This window comes from Stenotrophomonas sp. STEN240, assembly GCF_056756175.1.
The window spans coordinates 78,294-97,687 of the sequence record NZ_JBRRBO010000015.1 but is presented as its reverse complement, the minus strand read 5'-3'; the positions used below and the strand labels follow the sequence as shown (position 1 = coordinate 97,687).

Genomic DNA, 19,394 nt, shown 5'->3' with positions numbered 1-19,394 from the left:
GGTAGAGCCCCAGCCGAGCATGGCTCGGCACTACACGTGCAGCCTGTGCCGAGCATTGCTCGGCACGACATATTAAAGCCTGTGCCGAGCGTGGCTCGGCACAGCCGCTGCTGCTTGTACCCCTCACCTCACTCAACACCGGCGCATGTACATGGGCGCAACATGCCGTTGCCTAAACTGGCCCCAGCCGCCGTGCGCCGGAAGGTGGGTGCTTCGTCCATACTCGGATGGCATTCACTGACAGGGCCCATGGCTCTGCAAAGCCCGCGCGATGCCCACGCACCGCCGCAAGCCATCTGCACCAAGAGGAGTCAGCCATATGAGCGATACATTCTCCACCCGTAGCCAACTGGAGGTTGGCGGCCAGCAGTACACGTACTGCAGCCTTCCCAAGCTCAGCGAGAAGTTCGACATCTCCCACCTTCCCTATTCGATGAAGATCCTGCTGGAGAACCTGCTCCGGCACGAGGACGGCGGCCAGACCGTTGGCCCGGACCACATCGAAGCGGTAGCCCGCTGGAACCCCAAGGCCGAGCCCGATACCGAAATCGCCTTCATGCCGGCCCGCGTCGTACTGCAGGATTTCACCGGCGTGCCCTGCGTGGTTGACCTGGCCGCAATGCGCGATGCGGTGACCAAGCTGGGCGGCAATGCCGCACAGATCAACCCGCTGATCCCCTCCGAGCTGGTCATCGACCACTCCGTGCAGGTGGACGTGTTCGGCCGCCCCGATGCGCTGGACCTCAACGGCAAGATCGAATTCGAGCGCAACCAGGAGCGCTACAGCTTCCTGCGCTGGGGCCAGAAGGCCTTCGAGAACTTCAAGGTGGTGCCGCCGAACACCGGCATCGTCCACCAGGTGAACCTGGAAAACCTCGCCCGCGTGGTGATGGAGCGGCAGATCGACGGCACCAACTGGGCCTTCCCGGACACCGTGTTCGGCACCGACTCGCACACCACCATGATCAACGGCATCGGCGTGCTGGGCTGGGGCGTGGGTGGCATCGAGGCCGAGGCCGCGATGCTGGGCCAGCCCTCGTCTATGCTGATCCCGCAGGTGGTGGGTTTCAAGCTGACCGGCAAGCTGCCCGAAGGCACCACCGCCACTGATCTGGTGCTGACCGTCACGCAGATGCTGCGCAAGCTCGGCGTGGTCGGCAAGTTCGTCGAGTTCTACGGCGAGGGCCTGCAGCATCTGCCATTGGCCGACCGCGCCACCATTGCCAACATGGCCCCGGAATACGGCGCCACCTGCGGCATTTTCCCGATCGATGCCGAGTCACTGACCTACCTGCGCCTGTCCGGCCGCAGCGAGGCGCAGATCAACCTGGTCGAAGCCTATGCCAAGGCCCAGGGCCTGTGGCACGACGCCAACAGCGCGCATGCGCAATACAGCGCCACGCTGGAACTGGACATGGCCGACGTCAAACCGTCGATGGCCGGCCCCAAGCGCCCGCAGGACCGCGTGCTGCTGGAAGACGTGCACAGCAACTTCGCCGAGGCCCTGACCACCCTCACAGCCAACCGTAAATCCAAGGTTGGCTGCGCGGTGCAGGAGTTCGACGAGGAAGGTGGCGATCAGCCGCAGGCCAAGCGCCTGGCAGCCAAGCCCATCTCCAAGATCCGCATCAACGACGAAGACACCGAACTGTCCGACGGCTCGGTGGTGATCGCCGCCATCACCTCGTGCACCAACACCTCCAACCCGGCGGTGATGCTGGGCGCCGGCCTGCTCGCGCGCAATGCCGCGCGCATCGGCCTGAAGGCCAAGCCGTGGGTGAAGACCTCGCTCGGCCCAGGCTCGCGCGTGGTTACCGACTATCTTGAAAAGGCCGGCGTGCTGACCGACCTGGAGAAGCTGGGCTTCTTCGTCGTCGGCTACGGCTGTACCACCTGTATCGGCAACTCCGGCCCGCTGCCGGAAGCCGTGTCCGCCGGCATCGCCGAGAACGAACTGGTGGTGGCGTCGGTGCTGTCCGGCAACCGCAACTTCGAAGGCCGCGTGCACCCGGAAGTGAAGGCCAACTACCTGGCCTCGCCGCCGCTGGTGGTGGCCTATGCCATTGCCGGCACGGTCAACATCGACCTGACCAAGGAACCGCTTGGCAAGGGCAGCGATGGCAAGGATGTCTACCTGCGCGACATCTGGCCGAGCAACAAGGAAATCGGCGACACCATCGCCGCCACCGTCGGCCCGGAGATGTTCAAGCAGAACTACGCCGATGTGTTCAAGGGCGACAGCCGCTGGGCGCAGATCGAATCGCCGGAAGGCCAGGCCTATGCCTGGAGTGGCGACTCGACCTACATCAAGAACCCGCCCTACTTCGACGGCATGACCATGCAGGTCGGCAACATCAGCGACATCCACGGCGCACGGGTAATGGGCTTGTTTGGTGACTCGATCACCACCGACCATATTTCCCCGGCCGGCAACATCAAGAAGGATTCGCCGGCAGGCCGCTTCCTGCAGTCGCGCGGCGTGCAGCCGGCCGACTTCAACAGCTACGGCAGCCGTCGCGGCAACGACGATGTGATGGTGCGCGGCACCTTCGCCAACATCCGCATCAAGAACCTGATGTTTGGCGGTGAAGAAGGTGGTAATACGCTGTATTACCCACCGGGCAGCAGCACCGGCGAGAAGCTGGCCATCTACGACGCGGCGATGAAGTACAAGGCCGATGGCGTGCCGCTGGTGGTGATGGCGGGCAAGGAATACGGCACAGGCTCCTCGCGTGACTGGGCGGCCAAGGGCACCAACCTGCTGGGCGTCAAGGCGGTCATCGCCGAGAGCTTCGAGCGCATCCACCGCTCCAACCTGGTCGGCATGGGCGTGCTGCCGCTGCAGTTCCATGACGGCGAGAACGCCCAGACCCTGGGCCTGGATGGCTCCGAAGTGTTCGACATCACCGGCCTGGACGACGGCAAGGCCAAGCGCGCCACCGTCACCGCCACCAAGGCCGACGGCAGCAAGAAGGTGTTCACCACCAAGGTATTGCTGCTCACGCCGAAGGAAGTGGAGTACTTCCGCAATGGTGGCCTGCTGCAGTACGTGCTGCGGCAGTTGGCGGCGAAGAAGGTCGCTTGATTTGCTGCGTTGAGTGTTGAACATAAAGAACGCCCCTTTTGGGGCGTTTTTTTTGGCGGGAGGGCTGGAGTTTTTACAGCCAGAGTAACAGCACCCCTCCCCAGCCCTCCCCTTGGCTACGCCAAAGGGAGGGGGCAGAGCTGCAGCCTCGCTTGTCTCCCTCCCTTTGGCGTAACCAAGGGGAGGGTTGGGGAGGGGTGCCTTCAAGCTCCAAGGCTTCAAAACCCTCAACCACCCAACGTGCCGCCAAATCTCACCCATCCCCACCCACCGGCTCCCAATCCGCGCTGTACACCTGCCACTCCCCGTCCTGCTCACGCCAGCCGGTAACTACTTCCTGCATCTGCCCGCGCTCAGGCAGCAGCCCGCGATTGCCGCCAGTCAACAACACAGTGAAGCGCACGGTTGCGGTTCCACCCTCGCCCATCTCCACCCGCAACGGTCCGGTCTGGATACCCACCTTGGCATTGAGCAGCAGCTGCCCTTTCAGCAACCGCTCCAGGCCAGGCCGGTCCAAACCGCCATTACCAACGAAATCCACGGCGACCGCATCCATGAAGTCACCCGGCCTGCCCGCCTCGACGTTTTCCTGCATTGCAGCAAAAGTTGTACGCAGGCGCTGCTCCGGCGGCTCACGGCCACAAGCGGCCAGCAAAAGCATGATCACCGCACAAAGCATGCAGTTGAAGACTGATCGGATCATCTATCCCTTCGCCTTTTCAATTCGGAACGGTATGCTGGCAACAATAACGCCGGCGCCCGCGAAACGGGCCTGACCACTAGAACATCCCATTTCCTGGAGGGGAAGATGACTCAAGAACGTCCTTGGCTGCAGAGCTACCCGGCTGGCGTACCAGCTGAAATCGACGTCAACGAATTCCACTCCGTCGCCGACGTCTTCAATGCCTCGGTTACCAAGTTCCGTGATCGCCCGGCCTATTCCAACTTCGGCAAGGTCCTGACCTATGGCGAAGCCGACGTGCTGGTCACCCAGTTCGCCGCCTACCTGCTGGGCGAGCTGCAGCTGAAGAAGGGCGACCGCGTTGCGATCATGATGCCCAACTGCCTGCAGTACCCGATTGCCATCTTCGGCATCCTGCGCGCTGGCCTGACCGTGGTGAACGTCAACCCGCTGTACACCGCGCGTGAGCTCAAGCATCAGCTGGTGGATGCCGGCGTCGCCGTGCTGCTGGTGGTCGACAACTTCGGCGATACCGTGCAGCAGGTGATTGCCGATACGCCGGTCAAGCAGGTCATCACCACCGGCCTGGGCGACATGCTCGGCTTCCCCAAGGGCGCCATCGTCAACTTCGTACTGAAGTACGTGAAGAAGATGGTGCCGGATTACGATCTGCCCAACGCCATCCGCTTCAAGGATGCGTTGAACCTTGGCAAGCGCCACAGCATGCCGGTGGTTGAAGTCGACCACGAAGACATCGCCTTCCTGCAGTACACCGGCGGTACCACCGGCGTGGCCAAGGGTGCGATGCTGACCCACCGCAACCTGATCGCCAACATGCAGCAGGCCTCGGCCTGGATCAGCGCCTCGGGCGTCAAGCCCGGCGAGGAAGTGATCATCACCGCGCTGCCGCTGTACCACATCTTCGCGTTGACGGCGAACGGCCTGGTCTTCATGAAGCTCGGCGGCCTGAACTACCTGATCACCAACCCGCGTGACATGAAGGGCTTCGTCAAGGAGCTGAAGAACAACCGCTTCACCGCCATCACCGGCGTCAACACCTTGTTCAACGGCCTGCTCAATACCGAAGGTTTCGATGAGGTCGACTTCTCCAATTTGAAGGTCGCGCTCGGTGGCGGCATGGCTGTGCAGCGCGCCGTTGCCGACAAGTGGAAGAAGGTCACCGGCGTCACCCTGGTGGAAGCCTACGGCCTGACCGAAACCTCGCCGGCGGCCTGCATCAATCCGCTGGACCTGAAGGAATACAACGGTGCCATCGGCCTGCCGATTCCCTCCACCGACGCCTGCGTCAAGAACGACGACGGCCAGATGGTGGCAATGGGCGAAGTGGGCGAGCTGTGCATCCGCGGCCCGCAGGTGATGAAAGGCTACTGGCACCGCCAGGACGAGACCGACAAGGTCATGGACGCCGAAGGCTGGCTGCATACCGGCGACATGGCGCGGATGGACGAGAACGGCTTCTTCTATATCGTCGACCGCAAGAAGGACATGATTCTGGTCTCCGGCTTCAACGTCTACCCGAATGAAATCGAAGACGTGCTGGCGATGATGCCGGGCATTCTGGAAGTGGCTGCCGTTGGCGCACCCAACGAGAAGTCGGGCGAAGTGGTGAAGGTGGTCATCGTAAAGAAGGACCCCAACCTCACCGAGGAGCAGGTGAAGGAATTCGCCCGCGCCAACCTCACCGGCTACAAGCACCCGCGCATCGTCGAGTTCCGAAAGGAACTGCCCAAAACCAACGTCGGCAAGATCCTGCGCCGCGAACTGCGCGACGCCAAGCCGGAAGCTTGATTCCGGCGGCCTGACACAGGCTGCGTGACACCCACAAACCTCCCTGGCAACAGGGAGGTTTTTTTATGCATCTTCAGCGCGACAACATCAGCATGTAGGAGCGGCGTAAGCCGCGAAGCTCATGGATTGTCAGGCTGCAGAAATCTCTGGCCGCCAAGCACCGCGAGCTTCGCGGCTGACGCCGCTCCTACAAAAAAACAGCCGGCCACCCCGCAATGTGGGAGCGGCGTAAGCCGCGAAGCTCGTAGATTTTCAGGTTGCCGAAATTTGGGGCCGCGAAGCATTGTCAGCTTCGCGGCTTACGCCGCTCCTACAACAACGGCGCTTGCCGTTACGGCGTAGCGCTTTGCAGCCGGTAGCTGGCCTGGCTGCGGTACTCCACGCCATTCAACACGGTACGTACTTCCACCGCATGTTCGCCTTCGGCGAGCTTGGTCGGCAATGCAGCGCGCCACAGATGGCTGGATGGCACGGCTTCCGGCGAACGGTCGTAGCCACGTAGCTCACTGGCCAGATCATCGGCGATGTTTTCCACCAACAAGCGCGGATCAGCCTGCTTGACCTGCTTCATCGCCTGCCATTCACCGCCATCGACGCGGAACTCCACCGGCAAGCCCTCGTAGCCCATGAACACATTGGCGTAGATGCCCCAGGCCGGGTACGCGCCCTGTCGCAGCACCTTGGGTGCATGCAACGCGATCTGCTGGTCGGCCGGGGCGCGGGCAACGCGGTACTCGACGCTGTACTGGCCCTGCGGGCGGATGTTGAGCAAGCCATAACCATTGGGAGTGCCGTCCGCCATGGTGGTATCCGGAATGCCCTGCGCATCCTTCACCCCCGACCAGAAGGCACCGCAGGCTGCGCCGACATTGTATTCGTGCAGCGGCTTGGCACCGTTCCAACCGTCCTGCGCTCCCCAGAACTTCTGGCTCTGGTTGTGGGTGTGGCCACTGACGATCAAGGGGTGCGGCAGCTGCTCCAGCAGCTTGAACAGCCGGGCCCGGTCTTCGGCGCGATAGACGTGGTCGAACAGCGGGATATGGAAGCCGAGCACCACCAGTTTGTCCTTCGGGACGGTTGGCAGGTAGGCCTCAAGGAAGGCGAATTGATCCTCGCGCAGGCCGCCGATATAGGCGGGCTTCTGCCCGGGCTGGGCGAGGATGTCGTCCATTCCGATGAAGACCATCGACGCCTCTTCCCAGGCATAGGTATCCGGGCCCAGCGCACGATGGTAGCTGTCCAGCGAGTTGGCATCGCTGCTGGCTGCCAGATCCATGTCGTGGTTGCCCGGTACGTGCAGCCACGGCACGCCCAGCGAGGTGACCGCCTTGGTCAACGCCGGGTACAGAGCGGGGTCATCGTTGGTGATATCGCCCAGGGTCATGCCCAGGCGCGCCTGATGTTTGCCGCGCAGCGGTTCGATGATGTCGCGCTCGAAGTAGCTCACGTCCAGCGCGTTGCTGGTCTGGCTGTCAGCTACAAGCAAGGCCTGGAAGCTGCTGGGTGCGTTCTTGTCCGGCGTCAGCGCGAACGGGCGGCACTGCGCATCGCCCTCGCCCGTCTGCGGCCGCCAGATATCCGGCAGGCCATCGGCGCGCTTTGCAGCGCTATAGCCGGCCGGCTTGATGAGGAAGACATTCGGCTGGCTGGATGCGGGCAGCTGATAGCGGCCGTCCTTGCCGGTGCTGACAATATGCTCGCCATCGGAGACGCGGATGTCCGCCAAGGGCTTCTCGCCTGCGTCCTGCTGACCATTGCCGTTGCGGTCGAGGAAGACCGCACCTTCAAGGCACGAAGCGCTGGCAGCAAACGGCGCGCAGGCCAGCAGCACGGCGGTCAGCAGGGATGGGCGCATGGGTTCCTCGGCAACGATGGGCAGGTGCCCATTATCGCCGCGGGATGCTGCAAAGGCATTGCGGCAGGTGGCGGGCGGCACCAGCGATACCTGTAGAGCCGAGCCATGCTCGGCTGGGCATACCGGTACAGCCCCTTGCCGAGCAAGGCTCGGCACTACAGAGAACCCCTGTAAAGCCCCTTGCCGAGCATGGCTCGGCACTACAGTTGCTCAGCTGGCGGCTTTTTCTGCGGCCTTGGCGTGGCGGTCTTCCAGCACGGCGATGGCATCGTCCAGCGACAGGCCACGGGCGCGCAGCAATACGATCAGGTGGAACAGCAGATCCGCCGATTCGCCCAGCAGTTCGTCGTCACGCTGTACGACCCCGGCGAGAGCCGTTTCCACGCCCTCTTCGCCCACTTTCTGCGCGATATGGCGTGCGCCTTTCTCGAACAACTTGGTGGTGTAACTGTTGAGCGGGCGATCATGCTCGCGCTGCTTGATCAAGGCATCCAGCGCACCGAGGAAATTGCCCGGCGCCGCGCTGAAGCAGCTGCTGCTGCCGGTATGGCAGGTCGGGCCGTGCGGGCGCACGGTGACCAGCAGCGTGTCGTTGTCGCAATCGCTGCGGATATCGACCAGATCCAGGTGATTGCCCGAGGTCTCGCCCTTCATCCACAGGCGCTTCTTGCTACGGCTGAAGAAGGTGACCTTGCCGCTGGCGCGGGTGGTGTCCAGCGCCTCGCGGTCCATATAGCCCAGCATCAGCACGCGCAGCGTGGCCTGGTCCTGGATGATGACAGGCATCATCCCGTTGACCTTGTCCCAGTCCAGTGCGGCCGGATCAACCGGTTTGAATTCAGTAGACATCCCTAACCTCGATTTGTTGTTCGCGCAGGAACTGCTTCAGTTCCGGAATTGCAATGGCGCCGGAATGGAAAACACTGGCAGCCAAAGCCCCGTCAACGTCAGCCTGTACGAATACATCGGCGAAATGCTGCGGCGTGCCCGCGCCGCCAGAGGCGACCAACGGAACCGTGCACAGCGCCCGGGCCTGGCGCAACTGTGCGATATCGTACCCCTTGCGCACCCCGTCGCTGTCCATGCAGTTCAGCACTATTTCACCTGCGCCGTGAGCCTGTACTTCACGCACCCAGTTCAAGGTCAGCCGGGCCTCGGCGCGGGTCTTGCTCGGATCGCCGGTATACGAGCGCACCCGCCACTGCCCGTCGGGCTCGGCGATGGAGTCGATGCCGACCACCACGCATTGCTGGCCAAACGCCTCGGCCAGCTCGGCAATCAGGTGGGGGCGTTCAAGCGCCGGAGTATTGATTGAAATCTTGTCGGCACCGGCATTGAGCACGGCACGTGCGGTTTCCACATCACGGATGCCGCCGGCCACGCAGAACGGAATATCGATCAGCCGCGCCACCCTTTCGATCCAGGCGCGGTCCACCGAACGGCCTTCCGGGCTGGCGGAAATGTCATAGAACACCAGTTCGTCAGCGCCCTGGTCGCGGTAACGCAGTGCCAGTTCGGTGATATCGCCCATGTCGATGTGGTCGCGGAACTTGACGCCCTTGACCACCCGCCCTTCGCGCACGTCCAGACAGGGAATGATGCGACGGCTCAACATGACAAGGCCTCGTCCAGTTGCAGGCGCCCTTCCAGCAGCGCCTTGCCCAGTACCGCACCGCCGCAGCCGGCGGCCTTGGCAGCGCGGATGTCCGCAGCATCACGCACACCGCCGGAAGCCTGCACGGCAACACCAGGCAGCAGCTTGGCCAGGTGCGCGTAGAGCTCCACATTCGGGCCGGACAGCATGCCGTCGCGGGAAATATCGGTGCATAACAGGTGCTTCATGCCTGCCTGCGCGTAGCGGCTGGCCAGCGCATCCAGGGTGACATCAGCGGTTTCGGTCCAGCCGTGTACCGGCAGGCGCCAGACGCCGTCTTCGCCCTGCCGGGTATCCAATGCAATGGTCAGCCGCTCGGCACCAAACTCGGCCAGCCATGCCAGCACCTGCTCAGGCTCACGCACCGCCAGCGAGCCGATCACCACGCGGCTGGCGCCTGCATCAAGGATGCGGGCGACGTCATCGCGGCCACGCACGCCGCCGCCGGTCTGCACCTTCAACGCGGTGGTCGAGGTTATCTGTTGCAGCAACGGCGCCAGTGTGTAGCCGCCGGCCTTGGCCGCATCCAGATCGACCAAATGCATCCAGCTGGCGCCGGTGGCAGCAAATACCTGCGCACGCGGCAGGGCGTCGTCGCCGTAGGTGGTCTGCTTGGCATAGTCGCCCTGCAGCAGGCGCACTACACGGCCGTCACGGATATCCAGCGCGGGGTAAACGGTAAAGCTCATGCGGCGATCTCAAGAAAGTTCTGCAGAATGCGTGCGCCCGGGCCGGCCGAACGCTCGGGGTGGAACTGCGCGCCGCACAAACGGCCCCGCTGTACCACCGCAGTAAACAGGCCCCCGTGGTGGCAGGCGGCAACCGTGTCGGAGGTGACCGGTGCTGCATAGCTGTGCACGAAGTAAGCACTGGAACCGAGCGGCACGCCATCAAGCAGGGGCGACTCACGCAGCGCCAGCAGCTTGTTCCAACCCATATGCGGCACGCGTACGCCCACACCAGGGTGCAGGCGGCGGACGATGCCCGGCAGCAGTCCCAGGCATTCCACATCGCCCTCTTCCGAGCGCTCGAACAGCAACTGCATGCCCAGGCAGATGCCGATCAACGGCACCTGCAGCTCGCGCAGCGGTTGCACCAGGCCCTGTGCATGCAGGCGCCGCATACCCTCGGCTGCAGCCCCCACACCTGGCAGTATCACCCGCTCCAGACCGACCAGATCGCCCGCTTCGCGCACCATCTGCACCTCGACCTGCAGCCGCTCCAATGCATAGCGCACCGAGCCCAGATTGGCACCACCGGCATCAACCAGACCGACCTTGCTCACAAGGCCCCCTTGGTGGACGGCAGCTCGGTGCCTTCCTTGCGGATGGCCTGGCGCAGTGCGCGGGCCAGTGCCTTGAAGCAGGCTTCTACCTTGTGGTGGTCGTTCTCGCCTTCCACCTTGAGGTTGAGGTTCAGCCCGCTGGCATCGCATAGCGAACGGAAGAAATGCGGCACCAGCTCGGTCGGCATGTCACCCACGCGCTCGCGCTTGAATTCGCCATCGAACACGAAGTACGGCCGGCCACTGAAATCCAGCGCGGCGCTGGCCAGGGTTTCATCCATTGGCAAAGTAAAGCCGTAGCGGCCGATGCCGCGCTTGTCGCCCAGCGCCTCGCGCAATGCCTGGCCCAGCGCAAGGCCGGTGTCTTCGATGGTGTGGTGTTCGTCGATATGCAGGTCGCCCTTGGCTTCCACCTCCAGCGCGAAACCGCCATGGCGGCCGATCTGGTCCAGCATGTGGTCGAAGAATGGGAGGCCGGTATTGATCCTGGAGCTGGCCACCTTGTCCAGGTCGACGAAGACACGGATCTGGGTTTCCTTGGTATCGCGCTGCACGGTGGCGCGGCGCGGGGCGTCGGCCAACTCGTGGGCAATCGCGTCCCAGTCCCACTCGCCGCCGAATTGTTCGGTGCGCAGCTGGAAGCCACGGATCTTCATGTTGTCGGCGAACTGGATGTCGGTCGGGCGATCACCCACCATGCCCGAACGCGCCCAGTCGATGCTGCGGTCCTGCAGGTAGGGCACCATCATGCCGATGCCCGGTTTGCGGTTGGGGCTGTTGTCCTGCGGCCAGCTCGGGTCGATCAGCACGTCGCGGAAGCGGATGCCCTGGCTGGCGAAGATCTGCAGCATCAGGTCATTGGGGCCGTCAAAACTGGCCTGCGGATAGCCTTCGCCGCCCAGCCCGTCCTGGTTGGAGACGATGACGAACTGGTAGCCGGCATCCCGCAGCTTGAGCATGGCCGGGATCACGTTCTTGACGAAGCGGATCTTCTCGTAGGCGTCGATCTGGAAGTCGGCCGGCTCCTCGATCAGGGTGCCATCGCGATCGACAAACAGGATGGGGGTCATGCGGACGGCTCCAGCGTGGCAAGTGCGTCAAGGACGCGGTCGTTTTGTTCGGGGGTGCCCAAGGTGATACGCAGGGCGTCGTGCAACTGCGGCGCGGCACGCTGATCGCGCACCACCACGCCAGCTTTCAGCAAGGCCTGGAAGGCCGCTTCGGCATCGTTGAAGCGCACCAGCAGGAAGTTCGCATCCGAGCCATAAACATGGCGTACACAGCGCAGCAGCGACAAAGCAATGCGCAGGCGGTCGCGTTCACTGCGTACGGTGGCGATACGTGCCCGGGTCTGCACCAGCGCGGCGGCGTCCAAGCCTGCAAGTGCAAGCGTGGAGCACGGCGTGGGGATCGGATACGGCGCCTGGCAGCAGCGCAGCACGCTGACCAGCGCCGCATCGGCAATCACGCAGCCAATGCGTGCGGCCGCCAGCGCATGCGCCTTCGACAAGGTTCGCAGTACGGCGACATTGTCGAACCGCGTCATAAGGCTGGTGGCAGAGGGTTCATCGGCAAATTCGGCATAGGCTTCGTCCACCACCACCAAGGCTTGGCCGCGCAGCGCCTGGGCCACGGTTTCGACCTGATCCAACGTGATGCTCAGGCCGCCGGGATTGGAAGGTGAGCACAGGAACACCAGCTTGGCGCTGCCCTGCTTCGCCGTGGCGATGATGCGATCGATATCCGGCACCAAGCCTGCCTCGGTGTCGAGCAGCGGCACTTCCAGCGCCGCCGCGTTCTGCAGCCGTGCACTGACTGCGTACATGCCGAACACCGGTGGCGTGTACAGCACCGCATCGCGGCCGGGTACGCACAGGGCGCGCACCAGCAGATCGATGGCTTCATCACTGCCGCGACCGATCAACAACTGTTCGGGCTGGCAGCCATAAAGGCTGGCCAGCCGCTCGCGCAGCGCCTGCGGTTGCGGGTCGGGATAACGGCGGCAACTGGCCTGGGTGTCGCCTGGATTGCCCCACGCCGATTCATTGGCATTGAGCCAGATTTCGCCCTGCAGCTTGGCGCTGCGCGCAGACGAGTAACCACCGAAGTCACGCAGATCATCGCGGACCAGATCAAGCAAGCTGCTCACGGCGCAACCCCCAGCCGCAGTGCAACCGCGTTGGCATGCGCACCCAGGCCCTCGGCGCGCGCCATGGTCAGCGCACACGGGCCGATGGCGGCGATACCGGCGCGGCTGGCAGCCTGCACGCTGATCTGGTTCTGGTAACTGGCCACGCTGACGCCGCTGTAGGCGCGGGCAGCACCGGCAGTGGGCAACACGTGGTTGGTGCCGGAGCAGTAGTCACCCAGTGCCTCAGGCGTGTAATCACCCAGGAATACCGAACCAGCGGCTTCCACCTTGTCCAGCCACTGGCGCGGCTCGCGCAGGGCCAGGATCAGGTGTTCAGGCGCATAGCGATTGGAAATTTCAAATGCCTGCGCGATCGATTCAACCTTGACCAGCAACGAGGCCGTCAATGCCTGGCGGGCGATGGACTCACGCGCGAGCTGCGCGACCTGTGCTTCCACTTCGTCCTGCACGGCGGCAATCATTGAGACGTCATCGCACAGCAGCAGTACCTGCGAATCGGGGCCGTGCTCGGCCTGCGACAGCAGGTCGGCGGCAACGAAGGCGGCGTTGGCGCCGGCATCGGCGATCACCAGCACTTCCGATGGGCCGGCCGGCATGTCGATGGCAGCGGCGCCGGACTGGGCAACCTGCTGCTTGGCCTCGGTCACGAAGCTATTGCCCGGCCCGAAAATCTTGTCGCAGGCCGGGACCGATTCGGTGCCATATGCCATGGCGGCAATGGCCTGCGCACCACCGATCTTGAACACGCGGTGCACGCCAGTCAGGCGCGCGGCCACCAATACGGCCGGATCGGCAGTGCCGTCCTTGCGTGGCGGCGTGCACAGCACCACTTCGCGACAGCCGGCCAGCTTGGCCGGCACGCCCAACATCAGTGCGGTTGAAGGCAACGGTGCGCTGCCTGCTGGCACATACAGGCCCACGCGGGAGATCGGGCGGATGACCTTTTCGCAGACCACGCCCGGCGCGGTTTCCACGCTATAGGGCTGGGCCATGCCGGCGCGGTGGAAGCGGTCGATGCGATCGGCAGCCTGCTGCATGGCGATGCGCAGTTCCGCCGGCACCGCCAGCTCGGCGGCGGCAAATTCGGCTTCGCCGACTTCAAAGCGCTCCGGCGCGATGCCGTCGAAACGCTCGGTGATTTCACGCAATGCGGCGTCGCCACGGCTGCGTACCTGCTCGATCAGGCCAGCGACCGAATCGCGGGTCTGGGCGGCAACGGTCTGCACCGGGCGGGTCAATGCACGCCCCTGTGCATCGGCGTCGAGCGCGTTCCAATCGAGGATGTTCATACCAGCGACTTCTCCACCGCCAATACCATCAGGCCTTGGGCACCGGCACGTTCCAGTTCTTCCAGGCGCTGCCAGCTGAGCGCACCGCTGCACATGGTCTGCAGGCGCACCGCACCACCCTGCCCCGGCAGCCGCAGCAGCGGCTCGGCGTCGGGCAGCAGACTGGCCAGCGCTTCCACGCGGTCTTCGCTGGCGCTGAACATCAGCAGCTTCTGGTCCTGCACCTTGCTCAGCCCATCCAGACGACGCAGCAGCATCGCCATCAGGCCGGCGCGGGCGTCATCCAACTCCCGGACCGGGCCAGCCAGCACGGCCTCGCTTTCAAGCAACACTTCCACCGGCTTGAGCTGGTTGGCGGCCAGCGTGGCGCCGCTGGAGACCAGATCGCAGATCAGCTCGGCGGTGCCCAGCTTCGGCGCGATTTCCACCGAACCGGACAGCTCGACGACCTGCGCATCCACGCCCTTTTCCTTCAGCCATGCGGCCAGGATGGCCGGGTAGCTGGTGGCGATGCGCTTGCCCTGCAGCATCTGCACGCCCTGCCAATCCCATTCTTCCGGCACCGCGATCATCAGCCGGCAGGAACCGAAGCCGAGGCCGCGCAAGGGCTGGTAGGCATCCGGCAGGCCGATCTGGCGGCGCGCCTTGGCCTGCTCGTCCAGTTCGTTCAGGCCAACCACGCCCAGATCGCAGACACCGTCGGCGATCAGCCCCGGGATGTCGTCGTCGCGCACCAGCAGCAGGTCCACCGGCAGCGATTCGCCGAAGCAGAACAGCTTGTCGCGGCTCTGCCGCCAGCTCAGACCACAGGCCGCCAACAAGCTGCGCGCGGGGTCGGCCAAGCGGCCGCTTTTCTGGATGGCGATACGCAGCCGGTCACGTGCCGGGGCGGTGGTTGAAGCACTCATGCGGTTATCTCAGTTGGATTCGGTTTTGCGCGTGGCGAGGCGTTCGATGGCGGCGGCATAGCCACCGGCACCGTGCTCGAGCGAGCGCGCGACCCGGCCGATGGTGGTGACGCTCACCCCGGTCAGGTCGTAGATCTCACGGTAGGGGACGCCCTTGCGCAGCAGCGGCACCACCCGCCAGCGGTCCGCCATGGCTTCCAGCTCGGCTGGTGTGCACAGATCGCGCAGGAAGGCCTGCACATCCTGCGGCTTGTCCAAAGCGGCCAAAGCACGTGCCAGCGCCTTCAATGGGGCGTCGGAGGGCTTTTCGCGTTCAATGTCGGGACGTGGCTTCATCATGCATCAATGTAATAGCGTGCTAATACATTAGTGCGAAACAGGCCCCGAGTCAAACCCGCTGGCCCGTAGTGCCGAGCCATGCTCGGCTGGGGGTTTACCGGGAAGGCTTCTGCCCAAACATGCTCGGCTGAGGCATTACCGGGAAGGCTTCTGCCGAGCATGGCTCGGCTCTACAAGGGTTCGCGTGTGGGCGCGGTGTCAGCCGCCTGCTGCTATCGCGAAAGGCTTACCCCTCCCCAGCCCTCCCCTTCGCTGCGGGAAAAGGGAGGGGGCAGAAGCAGTAGTGCCGAGCCATGCGCGGCTGGGGCTTGCCCGGTAACGCCCCTTGCCGAGCATTTTTTGGGCCTGCGTTTGGGGGGGGGGGGGGTGGCCTTTTCCCCCCGCGTGCGGAGGAGGCCCCCCCACTACCTCGCTGGCCGCCTTCATCGCGAAGGCATAAAAAAAGCCCCGCTATGCGGGGCTTTTCAATCAGCGCGCCATTGCGCGGGTCTGTTCCAGCTCTACCTGGAGGGTAGATGCAAGTTCATCCCTGGCTACTTCGAACTGCTGTTCACGCAGCAGGTCCTTGACCGCAACCACCCCACGCGCCAACTCATCCTCACCGGCCAGCACCACGAAGCGGATGCCTGCCTTGGCGGCGTACTGGAACTGCTTGCCGATCTTCTTCGGCTCCATCTGCACTTCGGTATTGATGCCGCCAGCACGCAGGCGGCGGGCGATATCCAGCGACTGCGGCATGGCCGCCTCGTCCATCAAGGCCACCATCGCGTGCACGCTGCTTTCGGCGATGCCATCGATCAGATTGGCCTCGCGCAACTGCCAGAACAGGCGGGTCAGGCCAATGGAAATGCCCACGCCCGGCAGCTTGGACTTGGTGTAGTGGCTGGCCAGGTCCTCGTAGCGGCCGCCCGAGCAGATGGAGCCGATCTGCGGGTGGTCGACCAGGCTGGTCTCGTAAACCGTGCCGGTGTAGTAGTCCAGGCCGCGGGCGATGGAGAAATTCAGGCAATAGGCGGTTTCCGGCACGCCCAGCGCCTTCACCAGCTCAAGCACTTCACGCAGCTCGGTTGCACCGGTGCGCAGCGACTCGCTGGCCGATTCCCCGGCCGCCGCCAACACCGCGTCGATCTGCGCCAGCGCATCGGCGTGCGAGCTGGAGCGCACTTCGACAAAGGACAGGATGCGCTCAACCGCATCGGCAGGCAGACCGAAATCCGGGCCAACCAGGGTCTCACGCACGTAGTCGGGGCCACGCTTGTCGAGCTTGTCGACCTCGCGCAGCACCAGCGCCTGCTGCTCGGCATCCACCACGCCCTGCGCTTCAAAGAAACCGCGCATCAACTTGCGGTTGTTCAGCTGCACGGCAAAGTTGCCGATGCGCAGCTCGGAGAACACCGCATGGATCACCGCCAGCACCTCGGCGTCGTAGCGGATGCTCAAGCTGTCCTTGCCGATCACATCGACGTCGCACTGATAGAACTCGCGGAAGCGGCCGCGCTGGGCACGCTCACCCCGGTAGACGCGCTGCATCTGATAGCGGCGGAACGGGAAAGTCAGGTCATGCTCGTGCTCGGCCACGTAACGGGCCAGCGGCACGGTCAGGTCGAAACGCAGCGCCATTTCCGGCAGCCCGCCCTTGTCGGCCGATTCGGCGGCATTGGCCAGCGCACCGGTGGACTGCACGAAATACACCTGGCGCTCGGTCTCGCCGCCGGACTTGGTCAGCAATACATCGGACAGTTCAAACACCGGGGTCTCCACCGGCAGGAACCCGAAGCGCTCGTAATTGCGGCGGATGACGTCCAGCATGCGCTGGAACGCGATCTGCTCGCGCGGCAACAATTCCATGATGCCGGGCGGGGTACGGGGCTTGATCACGGGCAAAACTCCTGCAACTCAATGTGGGAAACGATTGCCAATTCTAGCCGCACACCGCCCGTCTGGCCGCATGAAGTATCATTTAGGACAACTTCTCGCCCATCCAAGACATGTCCCGGCCAGCCCAAGGCACCGAGCAATCCCCCGTTTCGTCCATTGCGGCAGAAGGCAATGGCGGGCGCGAGTGCCTGCAATGCTCGGTCCGTCACCTGTCGGTGTGCTCGGCCCTGTCCTGTGATGAAGTACATGCGCTGGAGCAGATCACCGTCTCCACTGCAGTGGCAATGGGCACTACGCTGGCCCGTGCCGGCGAGCCGCGCACTTATGTCTATACAGTAACCGAGGGCGCGCTGCGCCTGGTCCGGACCCTGGCCGATGGCCGCCGGCAGGTGAACGGCTTCGTTCTGCCAGGTGATTACCTGGGGCTCAGTGGCAGCGATCACCACCGTTACGACATCGAGGCAATTGCGGACAGCCGCGTCTGCCGGGTGCCGACCACACAGATGCGCGACCTGCGCCAACGCTACCCACACCTGGAGCGCAAGCTGTTACAGCGCGCCTGCCAGGAACTGGACGCCGCACAGGACAATGCACTGGCGCTGGCTCGTCTGCAGCCACCGGAACGGCTGGCGGATTTCCTCCTGCGTTTGGCCGCACGCGAGGTCACCTTGAATGGCCGCAGCAGCAACCGGGTCTCGTTGCCGATGGGCCGCGGCGATATCGCCGACCATCTCGGCCTGACCATGGAAACGGTGAGCCGCACATTCACCAAGCTGCGCCAGCAGGGCCTGATCGCTCTGCCCCACCTGAATGTGGTGGAGATACTGGATTTCGCCGAGTTGCAGCAGCTGGCCAACGACGAGTTCTGACTCAGAAGCTGATCACCTGATCACCTGTAGAGCCGAGCCATGCTCGGCCGATGCGTTACCGGTAACGCCTCTGCCGAGCATGGCACGGCACTACAAATGCGGTTGAGGCTTGTCTGTGGGAGCGGCGTCAGCCGCGAAGCTGGTGCATTTCCAGATTGCAGAAGGTGCTGGCCGCGAAGCGATGCGGGCTTCGCGGCTTACGCCGCTCCTGCATCTGGTCTATCGGTGACGCCCCTGCCGAGCGTGGCTCGGCACTACGGGCGGTGGGTTACAGCAGTTTTTCGCGCAGGGCGGTGTATGCCGGGGCGCAGGGTTCGGCATGGGCCGGGCGCTGGAGCAGTTCGGCCAGGGCTGGCGGCATCTCTACCTCGCGGCCTATCAGCGGCTCGACTACGGATTCGAACTTGGCCGGGTGTGCGGTCGCCGCAACCGCCCAATGTTCGTTGGCTGCCGCATTGCCACTGGCGCGCAGCTGCTCCAGCACATGCACCGCCGTTGCGGTGTGCGGACAGAACACTTCACCATGATCACGATAGCGCGCAGCAATCGTGTCGCGGATGGTGGCGTCGCTCACCGCCTGCGCGGTGAATGCCGTGCGCAAGGCCGCATCATCGCCCCTGTACAGCCAACGCAGCCGCTCGAAGTTGCTCGGAGCGCCAACGTCCATGGCGTTGGCCAAGGTGGCAACGCTGGCCTTGGGCGTGTAGTCGGCGCCACTGAAGTAATCCGGCAACACACGATTTGCATTGGTCGCCAATACGATCCGCCCCAATGGCACACCCAGCGCTCGCGCCATCACCGCCGCCATCGCGTTGCCCAGGTTGCCGGTGGGAATGACGAAGTTCAGCACGCCGCCGTGCACGGCCCGATGGCTTAGCGCCGCATGCGCGTAATAGCTCATCTGCGGCAGCAATCTGCCCAGGCTGATGCTGTTGGCCGAGCTCAACGGCACACGTGCCTGCAGCTCGGTGTCGCCCAGCGCCTGCTTGGCCATGGCCTGGCAATCATCAAACGATCCGGCCACGCGCAGTGCGCGGATATTGCCACCCAGGCAACCCAGCTGATGCGCCTGCCGCGGCGATACGCGCCCATCCGGGTACAGCACCACCACTTGCAGATTGGGCTGGTTATGGAAGGCCGCCGCGACCGCGGCGCCGGTATCACCGGAGGTCGCAACCACGATCGTCAGCGGCCGCTCCTGCCCTGCCCGCACACGCGAAAGGCTGGCCGCGAGGAAGCGCGCACCGAAATCCTTGAACGCTGCAGTGGGGCCGTGAAACAGCTCCAGCACATGATCATTGGGCGTAGCCAAGGCCTGCAGCGGCGCTGGGAAATCAAAAGCCTCGGCGCAGATCGCCGGCAGTTCTGGCGCCAATGCATCGGCTGCGAAGAACGGCTGCAGCAGCTCGGCAGCGCTCGCCGCCAGCGTAGCGCCGGGCTGCAGGGTGCGTGCTGCAGGCATCTGCTGCGGCACGTACAGGCCACCGTCCGGTGCCAACCCGGCGGCGATGGCCTGGCTCAAGGTGACGGCGGGGGAAGCGTTGCGGGTGGAGATGAAGTTCATTCGAAAATCCGCGAAAGGGTTGAAG

General features: G+C 64.2%; 16 protein-coding genes. 3 read left to right on the top strand and 13 right to left on the bottom strand.

The annotated features are described in order from the left end of the window. Positions 1-319 precede the first annotated feature (319 nt). Entirely contained in the window at positions 320-3,085 is a 2,766-nt protein-coding gene (gene acnA / locus ACVOKO_RS09330; protein WP_346498649.1) for an aconitate hydratase AcnA, read from the top strand. Between the two features lie 253 nt (positions 3,086-3,338). On the opposite strand, the gene ACVOKO_RS09325 is transcribed toward acnA, so the two are convergent. After that, positions 3,339-3,788 (bottom strand): nuclear transport factor 2 family protein, encoded by a 450-nt coding sequence (locus ACVOKO_RS09325; protein WP_346498648.1) that lies wholly within the window; start codon positions 3,786-3,788, stop codon positions 3,339-3,341. Positions 3,789-3,893: 105 nt separating this feature from the next. Here ACVOKO_RS09325 and ACVOKO_RS09320 point away from each other — a divergent pair, with 105 nt between their 5' ends. After that, a complete protein-coding gene (locus tag ACVOKO_RS09320; protein ID WP_346498647.1) occupies positions 3,894-5,576 on the top strand; it encodes a long-chain fatty acid--CoA ligase in 1,683 nt (560 codons plus the stop codon). 331 nt (positions 5,577-5,907) lie between these two features. Here the strand turns inward: ACVOKO_RS09320 and ACVOKO_RS09315 are convergent, their stop codons facing one another. The 11 genes from ACVOKO_RS09315 to hisS all read right to left on the bottom strand — a co-directional run bounded on the left by ACVOKO_RS09315 (position 5,908) and on the right by hisS (position 16,936). Then, positions 5,908-7,431, bottom strand: coding sequence for a calcineurin-like phosphoesterase C-terminal domain-containing protein (locus ACVOKO_RS09315; RefSeq protein ID WP_346498646.1), 1,524 nt, complete (start codon positions 7,429-7,431; stop codon positions 5,908-5,910). 210 nt (positions 7,432-7,641) lie between these two features. After that, positions 7,642-8,280, bottom strand: a complete 639-nt coding sequence (gene hisIE, locus ACVOKO_RS09310) for a bifunctional phosphoribosyl-AMP cyclohydrolase/phosphoribosyl-ATP diphosphatase HisIE (protein ID WP_346498645.1) — start codon at positions 8,278-8,280, stop codon at positions 7,642-7,644. Further along, a complete protein-coding gene (gene hisF, locus ACVOKO_RS09305) occupies positions 8,270-9,046 on the bottom strand; it encodes an imidazole glycerol phosphate synthase subunit HisF (RefSeq protein WP_346498644.1) in 777 nt (258 codons plus the stop codon). Before hisF ends, hisIE begins: the two co-directional genes overlap by 11 nt. Then, positions 9,040-9,774, bottom strand: a complete 735-nt coding sequence (gene hisA / locus ACVOKO_RS09300; RefSeq protein ID WP_346498643.1) for a 1-(5-phosphoribosyl)-5-[(5-phosphoribosylamino)methylideneamino]imidazole-4-carboxamide isomerase — start codon at positions 9,772-9,774, stop codon at positions 9,040-9,042. Before hisA ends, hisF begins: the two co-directional genes overlap by 7 nt. Next, positions 9,771-10,370 carry an imidazole glycerol phosphate synthase subunit HisH gene (hisH, locus tag ACVOKO_RS09295; protein ID WP_346498642.1) on the bottom strand — a complete coding sequence of 200 codons (600 nt, stop codon included), beginning with the start codon at positions 10,368-10,370 and terminating at the stop codon, positions 9,771-9,773. Before hisH ends, hisA begins: the two co-directional genes overlap by 4 nt. Continuing rightward, on the bottom strand, positions 10,367-11,440 hold the full coding sequence (hisB, locus tag ACVOKO_RS09290) for a bifunctional histidinol-phosphatase/imidazoleglycerol-phosphate dehydratase HisB (protein ID WP_346498641.1): 1,074 nt from the start codon (positions 11,438-11,440) through the stop codon (positions 10,367-10,369). The genes hisH and hisB overlap by 4 nt, the downstream gene beginning before the upstream one ends. After that, positions 11,437-12,519 (bottom strand): histidinol-phosphate transaminase, encoded by a 1,083-nt coding sequence (hisC, locus tag ACVOKO_RS09285; protein ID WP_346498640.1) that lies wholly within the window; start codon positions 12,517-12,519, stop codon positions 11,437-11,439. The genes hisB and hisC overlap by 4 nt, the downstream gene beginning before the upstream one ends. Beyond that, entirely contained in the window at positions 12,516-13,811 is a 1,296-nt protein-coding gene (gene hisD / locus ACVOKO_RS09280) for a histidinol dehydrogenase (protein WP_346498639.1), read from the bottom strand. The genes hisC and hisD overlap by 4 nt, the downstream gene beginning before the upstream one ends. Beyond that, entirely contained in the window at positions 13,808-14,719 is a 912-nt protein-coding gene (hisG, locus tag ACVOKO_RS09275; RefSeq protein WP_346498638.1) for an ATP phosphoribosyltransferase, read from the bottom strand. Before hisG ends, hisD begins: the two co-directional genes overlap by 4 nt. Positions 14,720-14,728: 9 nt before the next feature. Continuing rightward, complete coding sequence (locus tag ACVOKO_RS09270; RefSeq protein ID WP_346498637.1) at positions 14,729-15,055, bottom strand: YerC/YecD family TrpR-related protein; 327 nt, start codon at positions 15,053-15,055, stop codon at positions 14,729-14,731. Between the two features lie 471 nt (positions 15,056-15,526). Then, on the bottom strand, positions 15,527-16,936 hold the full coding sequence (gene hisS, locus ACVOKO_RS09265) for a histidine--tRNA ligase (protein ID WP_346498636.1): 1,410 nt from the start codon (positions 16,934-16,936) through the stop codon (positions 15,527-15,529). A gap of 110 nt (positions 16,937-17,046) precedes the next feature. Here hisS and ACVOKO_RS09260 point away from each other — a divergent pair, with 110 nt between their 5' ends. Further along, a complete protein-coding gene (locus tag ACVOKO_RS09260; protein WP_346498635.1) occupies positions 17,047-17,805 on the top strand; it encodes a Crp/Fnr family transcriptional regulator in 759 nt (252 codons plus the stop codon). A 268-nt stretch (positions 17,806-18,073) separates the two neighbouring features. On the opposite strand, the gene thrC is transcribed toward ACVOKO_RS09260, so the two are convergent. Next, positions 18,074-19,369 carry a threonine synthase gene (gene thrC / locus ACVOKO_RS09255; protein WP_346498634.1) on the bottom strand — a complete coding sequence of 432 codons (1,296 nt, stop codon included), beginning with the start codon at positions 19,367-19,369 and terminating at the stop codon, positions 18,074-18,076. Positions 19,370-19,394: the final 25 nt, after the last annotated feature.

Bases quoted from the DNA above. Each gene is read 5' to 3' on its own strand.
- ACVOKO_RS09315 (WP_346498646.1), bottom strand. From the start codon at position 7,431: ATGCGCCCATCCCTGCTGACCGCCGTGCTGCTGGCCTGCGCGCCGTTT.
- thrC (WP_346498634.1), bottom strand. From the start codon at position 19,369: ATGAACTTCATCTCCACCCGCAACGCTTCCCCCGCCGTCACCTTGAGC.
- hisG (WP_346498638.1), bottom strand. From the start codon at position 14,719: ATGAGTGCTTCAACCACCGCCCCGGCACGTGACCGGCTGCGTATCGCC.
- ACVOKO_RS09320 (WP_346498647.1), top strand. From the start codon at position 3,894: ATGACTCAAGAACGTCCTTGGCTGCAGAGCTACCCGGCTGGCGTACCA.
- ACVOKO_RS09260 (WP_346498635.1), top strand. From the start codon at position 17,047: ATGTCCCGGCCAGCCCAAGGCACCGAGCAATCCCCCGTTTCGTCCATT.
- ACVOKO_RS09270 (WP_346498637.1), bottom strand. From the start codon at position 15,055: ATGAAGCCACGTCCCGACATTGAACGCGAAAAGCCCTCCGACGCCCCA.
- hisB (WP_346498641.1), bottom strand. From the start codon at position 11,440: ATGACCCCCATCCTGTTTGTCGATCGCGATGGCACCCTGATCGAGGAG.
- hisIE (WP_346498645.1), bottom strand. From the start codon at position 8,280: ATGTCTACTGAATTCAAACCGGTTGATCCGGCCGCACTGGACTGGGAC.
- hisA (WP_346498643.1), bottom strand. From the start codon at position 9,774: ATGAGCTTTACCGTTTACCCCGCGCTGGATATCCGTGACGGCCGTGTA.
- hisD (WP_346498639.1), bottom strand. From the start codon at position 13,811: ATGAACATCCTCGATTGGAACGCGCTCGACGCCGATGCACAGGGGCGT.
- hisF (WP_346498644.1), bottom strand. From the start codon at position 9,046: ATGTTGAGCCGTCGCATCATTCCCTGTCTGGACGTGCGCGAAGGGCGG.
- acnA (WP_346498649.1), top strand. From the start codon at position 320: ATGAGCGATACATTCTCCACCCGTAGCCAACTGGAGGTTGGCGGCCAG.
- ACVOKO_RS09325 (WP_346498648.1), bottom strand. From the start codon at position 3,788: ATGATCCGATCAGTCTTCAACTGCATGCTTTGTGCGGTGATCATGCTT.